6 protein-coding genes are annotated in these 9,973 nt (G+C 36.3%); 4 read left to right on the forward strand and 2 right to left on the reverse strand.

What is annotated here, in order from left to right:
• Window positions 1-442: 442 nt before the first annotated feature.
• Complete coding sequence (locus B0A64_RS20620; protein WP_244285457.1) at window positions 443-1,093, reverse strand: sugar-binding protein; 651 nt, start codon at window positions 1,091-1,093, stop codon at window positions 443-445.
• A 646-nt stretch (window positions 1,094-1,739) separates the two neighbouring features.
• On the opposite strand from B0A64_RS20620, the gene B0A64_RS20625 reads away from it, so the two are divergent.
• The 4 genes from B0A64_RS20625 (at window position 1,740) to B0A64_RS20640 (ending at window position 9,329) form a co-directional block, all read left to right on the forward strand.
• Window positions 1,740-4,820 (forward strand): SusC/RagA family TonB-linked outer membrane protein, encoded by a 3,081-nt coding sequence (locus tag B0A64_RS20625; RefSeq protein WP_089481371.1) that lies wholly within the window; start codon window positions 1,740-1,742, stop codon window positions 4,818-4,820.
• Between the two features lie 10 nt (window positions 4,821-4,830).
• Window positions 4,831-6,525 carry a RagB/SusD family nutrient uptake outer membrane protein gene (locus B0A64_RS20630; protein WP_089481372.1) on the forward strand — a complete coding sequence of 565 codons (1,695 nt, stop codon included), beginning with the start codon at window positions 4,831-4,833 and terminating at the stop codon, window positions 6,523-6,525.
• 5 nt (window positions 6,526-6,530) lie between these two features.
• Window positions 6,531-7,853 (forward strand): DUF3472 domain-containing protein, encoded by a 1,323-nt coding sequence (locus B0A64_RS20635; RefSeq protein ID WP_089481373.1) that lies wholly within the window; start codon window positions 6,531-6,533, stop codon window positions 7,851-7,853.
• A 120-nt stretch (window positions 7,854-7,973) separates the two neighbouring features.
• A complete protein-coding gene (locus B0A64_RS20640) occupies window positions 7,974-9,329 on the forward strand; it encodes a Gfo/Idh/MocA family protein (protein WP_244285459.1) in 1,356 nt (451 codons plus the stop codon).
• Between the two features lie 344 nt (window positions 9,330-9,673).
• Here B0A64_RS20640 and B0A64_RS20650 read toward each other — a convergent pair whose 3' ends face one another.
• Window positions 9,674-9,928, reverse strand: coding sequence for a type II toxin-antitoxin system HicB family antitoxin (locus B0A64_RS20650; RefSeq protein WP_089481376.1), 255 nt, complete (start codon window positions 9,926-9,928; stop codon window positions 9,674-9,676).
• Window positions 9,929-9,973: the final 45 nt, after the last annotated feature.

Raw genomic sequence — 9,973 nt, forward strand, 5'->3', positions numbered from 1 at the left:
CTAAAAAATGGCTCGCAGATCAAGCAGATTTACGTTGATGATTTTTCTAAGCTTTGCAAATAGAAAACTGCGTATAACGGGTTTGATCCGTCTAATCAGTGGGCTAAAAAATGGCTCGCAGATCAAGCAGATTTACGTTGATGATTTTTCTAAGCTTTGCAAATAAAAAACTGCGTATAACGGGTTTGATCCGTCTAATCAGTGGGCTAAAAAATGGCTCGCAGATTAAGCAGATTTATGCTGATGATTTTTATAAACTTTGCAAATAAAAACCTGCGTATAACGGGTTTGATCCGTCTAATCAGTGAGCTAAAAAATGGCTCGCAGATTAAGCAGATTAAACCGATTTAAATTTAATATTTTTTCTAAACTTTGCTCCTTTAAACCTATGTCCCTCTAAACCTTTGCCCCTCTGAACCTCTGAATACTCCTTTGCCCCTCCTCAAACCTTCAAAACAAATTTCCCGAATGAAGACGCGATATGAAAATTAGGCGTTTCGGTATTTGGGTTTACCCATGAAATCCAGGTTGGCTGATATTGCAGATTTTCGACTAAAGAAAATTTAGCCCTGAAAATACCTGCTTCGATGGTATTGTTTTGGATTAAATTTAAATCTGATAAGGACTGCATACTAATTTGGCCTGCAACACTAAATGATGTCTGATCTCTGGAAGTTTTTACCTGCAACTCTTTTTTAGGCCATTTCCAGCTAAAATCGAAATCTTTGTCCGGATGTGCTTTAAAATCCATTATCCTTGCTGCCGAATCTATTTCCAGGCAATAATAAGGATTTAGGGATTCATTGGTTCTAAAAAAAAGCTCCACGCGATCTGAATTTCCAATACTATTAAAGGTATCGTCTTTTTGATCCTTATAAATATCAGTATCAAAAACCCTAAAATTAAAATAGAGGTTTTCAAGATCCCAGACTGCCTTAAATTCTATTTTGGAGAACGGATTATTATTCCACGGAGAACAAAAATCAGTAAGACAATTTGCTTTTTTCCACAAAGAAGCATCTAAAATCTGATTATAATTTTCCGGATTCTGAGGTATTAAAACAACTTCATATTCTTTGATAATTTTACTCATACTTTTTAAGAAATTTCAATTTTTAAAAATAAAACAGCAGTGCTTTTTCACTCTTTATATCTTAAAAAAAATTGTGTGTTTTTTTTGTTCTTATAAATAGGCTAATATAACGCAAACTTTTATTTAAAACCTATATGCTGTTTTTTATTCTGTTTTAGTTAAAAATGAAAAAATAAGAAAAACCGCATTAATTTACAAGGTATTAATATTTAATTTATTATCAGTCAAGTTAATTGATAATTAAGATATTCTCATAAATATTCATAATAGCTTTTTATTCTCTAAAAACAGATTCATTCGACTACGAATACGCATAAAACAAAGCGATGTGCTTTTTGTGCTTTTTTTTAGAGCAATGGCAACAATTTTAGTAAAAAAAAATGTTCTGTACAATTTTATGTGCTCGAGAACACTTTTTTAGTGTGTTCGAGCACATTTTTCCTGTTTTTTCTTGGTTAATAAAAATATAATCAATAGTTTCGTCGGGAAGTAAAAATTTAACGCACAATTATTAGCCCTTTTCTACTCTTTTTAATGGCAGCTTTGAACTCCTTTTTTAAGAGAAAAAAAGACACTGATTTCTAAAATATTTAAAGAAAAAAATAACCAGACCAGAACACATTTATTAACCAAACCAAACAAGAGTATGAAAAAAGCATTCTCAAAAAAACCTGAAAATTTCAGGTTGCATACAGTACTTGAAAAAAGTTTAAAAGTGACGCTATTTTCACTATTATCTTTAAGTTTTCAAATTACAACTGCAGCTGCTTCAAAAGAAATTTCAATAAACCAAACCAATTTAGCGGCATTTCAAAAAATAACAAAAGGAACAGTTGTCGACGAAAAAGGAATTCCAATTCCCGGTGTAAACGTCATCTTAAAAGGCAGCAAAAAAGGTGTACAAACGGATATGGACGGAAGTTTTGCCATTGAGGTACCCAACAATGCTTCAATTTTGGTCTTTACTTTTATGGGAATGCAGGATCAGGAAATTGCAGCTGGAAATGGCACTATAAAAGTAGTCATGAAAGAAGCCGGCGAACAAATGAGCGAAGTGGTTATTGTAGGATACAGCAAGGTAAAAAAAGAGAGCCTCACAGGATCGCTTCAAACCTTAGACAGCAAAAAAATTGTAGATGTAACGAGCCCAAATGTCGAAAACATGCTGGCAGGAAAGGCTTCTGGAGTATTTGTTAATACCGGCGGAGGACAACCAGGAGCTGAAGCAAAAATAATTATTAGAGGCAGAACAACCGTTAACGGAAGTACAGATCCTTTGTGGGTTATTGATGGAGTTATTGTGGGGAATAGCTCTGCAAACATCAATCCATCTGATATCGAAACGTTAACGGTTCTTAAAGATGCCGCTTCTACAGCCGTTTATGGGTCACAAGGGGCAAATGGTGTCATTGTCGTAACAACAAAAAGTGGAAAAGCAGGAAAATCTAAAATCAGTTTTTCTGCAAAAACAGCCTTGACAACAATAAACAATGGAAATTTTAAAATCATGAACGGGGCTCAATTGTATGATTTGTATGATTCGTTTGAAAACAAACAAGATTTCCAGAACGTTTGGTGGTGGACTCCTGAATTGAGAAACAAAAATTTTGACTGGTGGGATAACGGCAGCAGAACAGGTATTGCCAAAGATTACAACTTATCGATTAGTGGTGGCGGAGAAAATTTTAAAAGTTATGTTTCCCTTGGTGTCTATAATGAAACGGGTGCCATAAAAGGATATGAGTATAAAAAGTACAACGGTTTGATGAAATTTGAGTACAAACCCAGTAGCTGGTTTACGCTTAGACCACAGGTAAATATGACCCGTGAAACGACTTTTGACCAACAACATTCTGTGGGCGCTTTGTACGGAAACATGCCTTGGGACAGCCCCTATCTAGAAAATGGAACTCTGGTAGGCAATGCCCCAAACCCAACCTGGGTAAACACTACGGGATCTAATTATTTGTATGATCTACAATGGAATTATGGTGAATCTGAGTCTTACAACGTTCGAACTAATTTAGACTTTGATATTAAATTTACAAGCTGGCTGACTTTTGCATCTGTAAACAATTACATTTTTAGCAATTCGAATTCAACCTATTATTCTGATCCCAGATCTTCTGCCGGAGAAGCGGTAAAAGGACGAATCGAAGATAATTTCTCCACTTATAACAGAATTTATACGAATCAATTATTCAAATTTAATAAAGCATTTGGCAAACATGATATCAATGCGCTTGCGGGTTATGAGTGGAATGAGTATAACTCTAAATCAAGTACAGGTGTCGCCACAGGGATTCCTCCGGGAATTATAGTCCCGGATGCTGCTGCTGTACCGGAAAAAGTGGGTGGCAACAGATCGCAATGGGCGGTACAATCCTTATTATCAAATGCCAATTATTCGTATGACAACCGTTATCTGGCACAGGTTTCTTTTCGTCGTGATGGTGCGTCAAACTTTGGAAAAAATGCGCAATATGGTAATTTTTTCTCTGTAAGCGGAGGCTGGAACATTCATAATGAGAAATTTTTCCATGCCGGTTATATCAACAATCTAAAGCTTAGAGCAAGTTATGGCTCAGTAGGAAACCGCCCGAACAGCTTATACCCTCACCTGCCTTTGTATTCTTTTTCGCAGAGCTATAATGAGAACCCCGGAGCTTTAATTTCGCAATTGGCAAATCCGGATTTAAGTTGGGAGAAAACCTTTACAGGTGGTATAGGTATTGATGTTAGCTTTTTTAACCGTGTGAACATTACTTTAGATTATTACAATAAAAATACTTCAGATCTATTGTACAGAGTACCTCTTCCGGGTGTTATTGGGGTAACAAGTATCTGGAAAAACGTAGGTGCTGTAAACAACAGAGGTTTTGAGGCATCTGTAAATGTAGAGATTATTAAAAATGATAATCTAAGATGGTCTGTAGATGCTAATATTGGTACTAATAAAAATAAAGTAACGAGTCTTTACGGAGACAAGCAGCAAATTATTGTTGGTGATGGCAGTGGTATTTCAGGATCTGCATCAAAATTATTAACGCCCGGAAAGGATGTTGACAGCTGGTACCTGACAGAATGGGCTGGTGTTGATCCTGAAAACGGAAAACCACAATGGTTTACAACAAATGCTGCCGGAGAACGTGTAAAAACGAGTAGCTACGGCGATGCTTCTAAAAACCAAAAGGTAATTGGGGCTTATACGCCTGACTTTTTTGGAGGATTCTCTACAAATTTAAACTACAAAAATTTTGATTTTGCGGCTATTTTCAGTTATTCTGTTGGAGGTGAAATCTACAATTATGCCCGTGCAGAATTTGACTCAGATGGTGCTTATACAGACAGAAACCAGATGAACCTTCATAGCGGATGGACCCGATGGGAAAAACCGGGTGATATCGCAACACACCCACAAGCGCTTTACAATAATTCGAGTAATTCTAACAAAGCATCATCCCGTTTCTTAGAAACCGGAACGTACTTAAAAATGCGAAGCATCACTTTGGGTTACAACCTGCCAATCGAGCGCATGCACATCTCAAATTTAAGGTTGTACATCGCCGGAGAGAACTTATTTACGATAAGCCATTATTCCGGAGTCGATCCTGAACTCCCGCCCAACTACAATAGTGCAACGGGGCAATACGTGATTTCTGGTGTTGCGGCACAAGTATATCCTTCGACCCGCAAAATTGTATTGGGACTTAATTTAACGCTATAAAAACAAAATCATGAAAAAGATATTTATATTAATGGCAATTAGTCTTTTGTTTTCCTGTGATATTGACAGAGAACCGTTTGATTCCTATACACAAGACAAAATTCAGCAAGACAAAGAAGCTTCTGTCGAAGTTTTATTAAACGGATGTTACGCACAACTTAAAGCATGGTCTGATGTTATGCACAGGGTTGGAGAATATCCGGGCGACAATATTATGATTCGGGGAACTTCGACTGATTCTTTTTACTCCTTTATTTCTTACCAGCATATTCCCGATAATGGCCGTTTATCTGTTTTTTGGAATAATAGCTATAAGATTATCTCGCAATCCAGTGATTTGATCAAAATTATTTCTGAAGGAGAAAGTGCTGCCGTAAACCAGCAACTTGGCGAAGCATATTATTTAAGAGGTATGATCTATTTTTACCTGTGTCGTACTTACGGAAGACCTTATTGGCAATCACCTGAAACAAATTTAGGCGTACCCATTGTAAATGGTTTACCTCCGGATTTAAGCAATCTTAACCTTCCGGACAGATCAACGGTAAAAGATACGTATGCGCAAGCGATAAACGATTTAAAAAAAGCCGAATCTCTCATGACGGCAGACAGACCGGCAGCTTATGCTACTAAAGAAGCCGCTCAGGCAATGCTCTCAAGAGTGTATTTGTACATGAGTGGTACGTATGAAAATCCAAATCAGGAATATGCGACACTATCGATAGATTATGCCAACAAAGTACTTGCAAGCGGAAGATACCGTTTACTAAGCAGAGACAGTTTTATGAAATTTAATACGTATGCTCCTGATGCTGATGAACAAACTGAAACCATTTTTGCTGTAAAACAAGTTGCCTCAGAGTTTTCAGGTTATGATCATTTTTATGGTATTGGCGGAATGTATGCTACTATTCAGGGACAAGGCTGGGGAGAAATGTATGCCAGTGCAAAATATCTGGATCTGTTACGAAAATCCGGATTAAAAAAAGATGCACGTTGGGCATTTATTGATCCGCAATACGCTACAGATGCCGGAGGAGCTAAAACAGAAGCATTTCGTTTTGTATACGACGTTTATAATAGTGGCGGGACACAAACAGGCTACAACTATATCCAGCAACCTTTAAAAACAAATCCTGACGGTTCTTTTTATATCACTATAGGTACAACAAACTACAATCTTACGGTTGTAAATACTGCCCAAAATCAATATTCGATTGTATATGAAGGCAAAACCTATACAGGCGAAAAAGATTATATGATGTTATTGAACAGAGTATATCCTATGTATTATATCACCAAATGTTCTTTGCAAAATAATGATTCGCACCTGCACTCGCCTACTATTTCGAGATTGGCAGAAATGTATTTGAATATGGCAGAAGCTTATGCTAAAAAAGGAGATTATACAAATGCTCTGACCAACCTGAATATTATTCGCGAAAGATCAATTATTGGCGGAGGTTATACTTCTCTAAACAGTACAAATGCTGTGCAACGCATTGACGAAGAACGCCAGTTAGAATTGGCTTTTGAGGCGCATCGTGGTTATGATGTGTATCGAAACGGACAAACGATGACACGTCGCTACCCGGGACCACACTTGCCTATGATCGACATACCGGCTTCGAGCTTAAGGGTCGTGCAATATATACCACAGTCAGAAATTAATGCTTATCCCGGAACACTGACTCAGAACCCATAATCGAAATGAAAAAAATATCTAACCTCTTTCTTGCTTTTGTATTAATGTCTTTTTCTGCTCTTTTCAGTAAAGACATTGATAGGAGAAAAAAGATTATAAAAAATCCGAAAACTGAGATTTCTTTACCCTTGGCCGGAAATGCTTTTAGTTCTAAACCCTTGGTTCAAAACAATACCATTACAGATAATGGTATCGAAAACTGGACTAATCCTGATGAATCTTTTACAGCTTATTTTAGGATTTATAAAGCAGGTACATTTCAAATTACGGTACCGGAATCTGTAGCAGTTTATGGAAAATCAGAACTTGAATTTTCGATCAATAATGAACCTAAAAAAGTAAAATTTGATACTTCAAAAAAAGTAATTATGATAGGAACCTGGAAAATAAATAAAGAAGGTTATGTGGCCATCAGAATAAAAGGAATCAATAAAACCGGGGATCGTTTTCCTTCTCTAAATAGTTTAACGATTTCAAGCACAGATTATGAGGGCAAAATATCCTATGTTCCTAACAATGAAGGAAATTTTTATCATTGGGGGCGTCGTGGCCCATCTGTACATTTGAACTATCAGGTTCCTGAGGATACAAATGCAAAATGGTATTACAACGAAGTTACCGTTCCGGAAAACGAAGATAAAATAGGGTCTTATTTTATGGCAAATGGTTTTGGAGAAGGATATTTTGGAATTCAGGTAAACTCAGCCTCAGAAAGAAGAGTTTTATTCTCTGTCTGGAGTCCGTTTACTACAGATGATCCTGCGAGTATTCCGGAAACCCATAAAATCAAAATGCTAAAAAAAGGAGATGGTGTTTATACCGGCGAATTTGGCAACGAAGGATCAGGAGGTCAAAGCTATCTTAAATACAATTGGAAAGCAGGAACAACATATAGATTTTTATTACAGGGATTTCCGCTAAACAATAATACGACCACTTATACTGCTTATTTTTATGCACCAGAGTTAAAAAAATGGTTGTTAATTGCCCGTTTTAACCGTCCTGAAACCAGTACATATCTAAAAAGATTTCATTCGTTTTTAGAAAATTTTATTCCGGAACAAGGCAATCTTTCCCGCAAAGTATTATTTGGCAATCAATGGATTTGTGACGATAAAGGAGTTTGGTCAGAAATAAATTCAGTTCGGTTTACCACTGATAATACAGGGGCAAAAGAATACCGAATGGATTTTTCAGGCGGACTTGAAGATAATTTCTTTTATTTGAAGAACGGAGGCTTTTTTAACGACTTTACTTTACCCAAAACGAATTATACGAGACCATTAACAAATAAAAAACCTCAGATAAATTTTGATACACTACCCTAAATAATATTAAAAAAAGAAAAACAATAACACAAAAAACAAAATTTCAGGATAATCACTTTTAGATTATCAATCATTTCAAATCAAATTAATTCAATTATGAAAACTAGTATTTTAAAACTCATGTTAGTCGTTTGTATTTTGTTTGCAGGAGCAATTGCATCGGCACAAATGATTAAGACCAAAACTCCAACACGCCCAAAAGGTCAGCAAGATGTTTTGCGTCTGGCTACAGAACCAATCCCAACGGTACGTGTTGCTTTTATTGGTTTAGGAATGCGCGGTCCCGGAGCGGTTGAGCGTATGACACATATTCCGGGGGTAGAAATCGTAGCACTTTGCGATATGTTGGAAAAAAACACACAATCTGCCAATGAAATTTTAACGAAACAGGGGCTTCCTAAAGCACAAGAATTTTTTGGTGACGAAAATGCCTGGAGAAAAGTTACTGCTTTGCCTAATGTAGATTTAGTATATGTCGCTACAGATTGGAAACACCACGCTATTATTGGTGTTCAGGCTATGAAAGATGGTAAACACGTTGCAATCGAAGTTCCGGGAGCACTAACCATGAAAGAAATCTGGGAGCTTATCGATACCTCAGAGAAAACCCGTAAACACTGCATGCAGCTGGAAAATTGTGTTTACGATTTCTTCGAACTTACAACTTTAAATATGGCACAACACGGTTTATTTGGAGAAATCCTGCATGCCGAAGGATCTTATATTCATGGTCTTCAACCTTTTTGGGGCGAATACTGGAACAACTGGAGAATGGATTACAATATCAAACATCGTGGCGATGTGTATGCTACTCACGGTATGGGACCCGCTTGTCAGGCTTTGAACATACATCGTGGCGACAAAATGAATTTTCTGGTTTCTATGGATACAAAAGCAGTTGGAAATCCGGCTTACATAAAAGAGAAATCAGGAATGGAAATTAAAGATTTTAGAAATGGTGATCATACCATGACTATGATTCGTACCGAAAACGGAAAAACAATCCAGATTCAGCATGACGTTACCTCTCCACGTCCGTACAGCAGAATGTACCAATTGAGCGGTACCAAAGGTTTTGCCAACAAATATCCGTTAGAAGGATACGCTTTGGATGGTGCAGCATTGGGCGATGATGTAAAACCAAATCACGAAAAATTAAGCGCCCATTCGTTTGTTCCCGAAGAGGTTAAAAAAGCATTAATGGAAAAATATAAACACCCGATCGTAAAAAATATCGAAGAACAAGCTAAAAAAGTTGGCGGTCATGGCGGAATGGATTTCGTGATGGATTACAGATTAATTCACTGCCTGCAAAAAGGATTGCCACTAGATATGGACGTTTATGATCTGGCCGAGTGGTCTTGTTTGGGTCCGTTGACAGAGATTTCGCTGGATAACAATTCATCGCCGGTAGAAATTCCAGATTTTACCCGTAGCGGTTGGAACAAATTACAAAAACTGGAGTTTTCAGAATAATATATTTATTATTATAAAAAAGGTCATCTAAAAACAAATTTAGATGACCTTTTTTATCTTACATATTCTAAATATGTACTTAATTTCTAATAAAAACAATTAGTTTATCTAAAAATTAGGATTTCTTATATCCACCATTACAGGAACAGGTATACATAAACATTTACAAACATTTATAACATATTTATCTGACAATTGATCTTGTTTAAGTAAAGCAGATTTTAAACTTATATCCAAAGTATTTACGAATACAGAATGCTTTTCACTTCTGTCAGAAATAATTTTACAATTGTGATTTATAAGGTGATCCACGATGTCAATTCTGTCATTCATACTTTTCTTTTTTAGCATTCAACGTCTAATTCCATAGACTGAATTATTAAACTCGGTTTATCCAGTATATGCTCGCCTAATTCTCTTTTAATATGTATCATTTCAGCGGCTGCATCAAAAAGATTAGCCCTAGCTTCTTCTAAACTATTACCTTCTGTAACAACTCCATTAATTTCTTGGATGTATCCCAAATAGCCTCCATGACCATTTTCTTCAAAAACAGCGGACACTATCATTTTATGAGAACTGCTTTTAATCTTTTCCATAATGTTTGTTTTTTAGTATACCAAATATATACATATTTATTATAT

Source organism: Flavobacterium araucananum (assembly GCF_002222055.1).
GTDB classification, from domain to species: domain Bacteria; phylum Bacteroidota; class Bacteroidia; order Flavobacteriales; family Flavobacteriaceae; genus Flavobacterium; species Flavobacterium araucananum.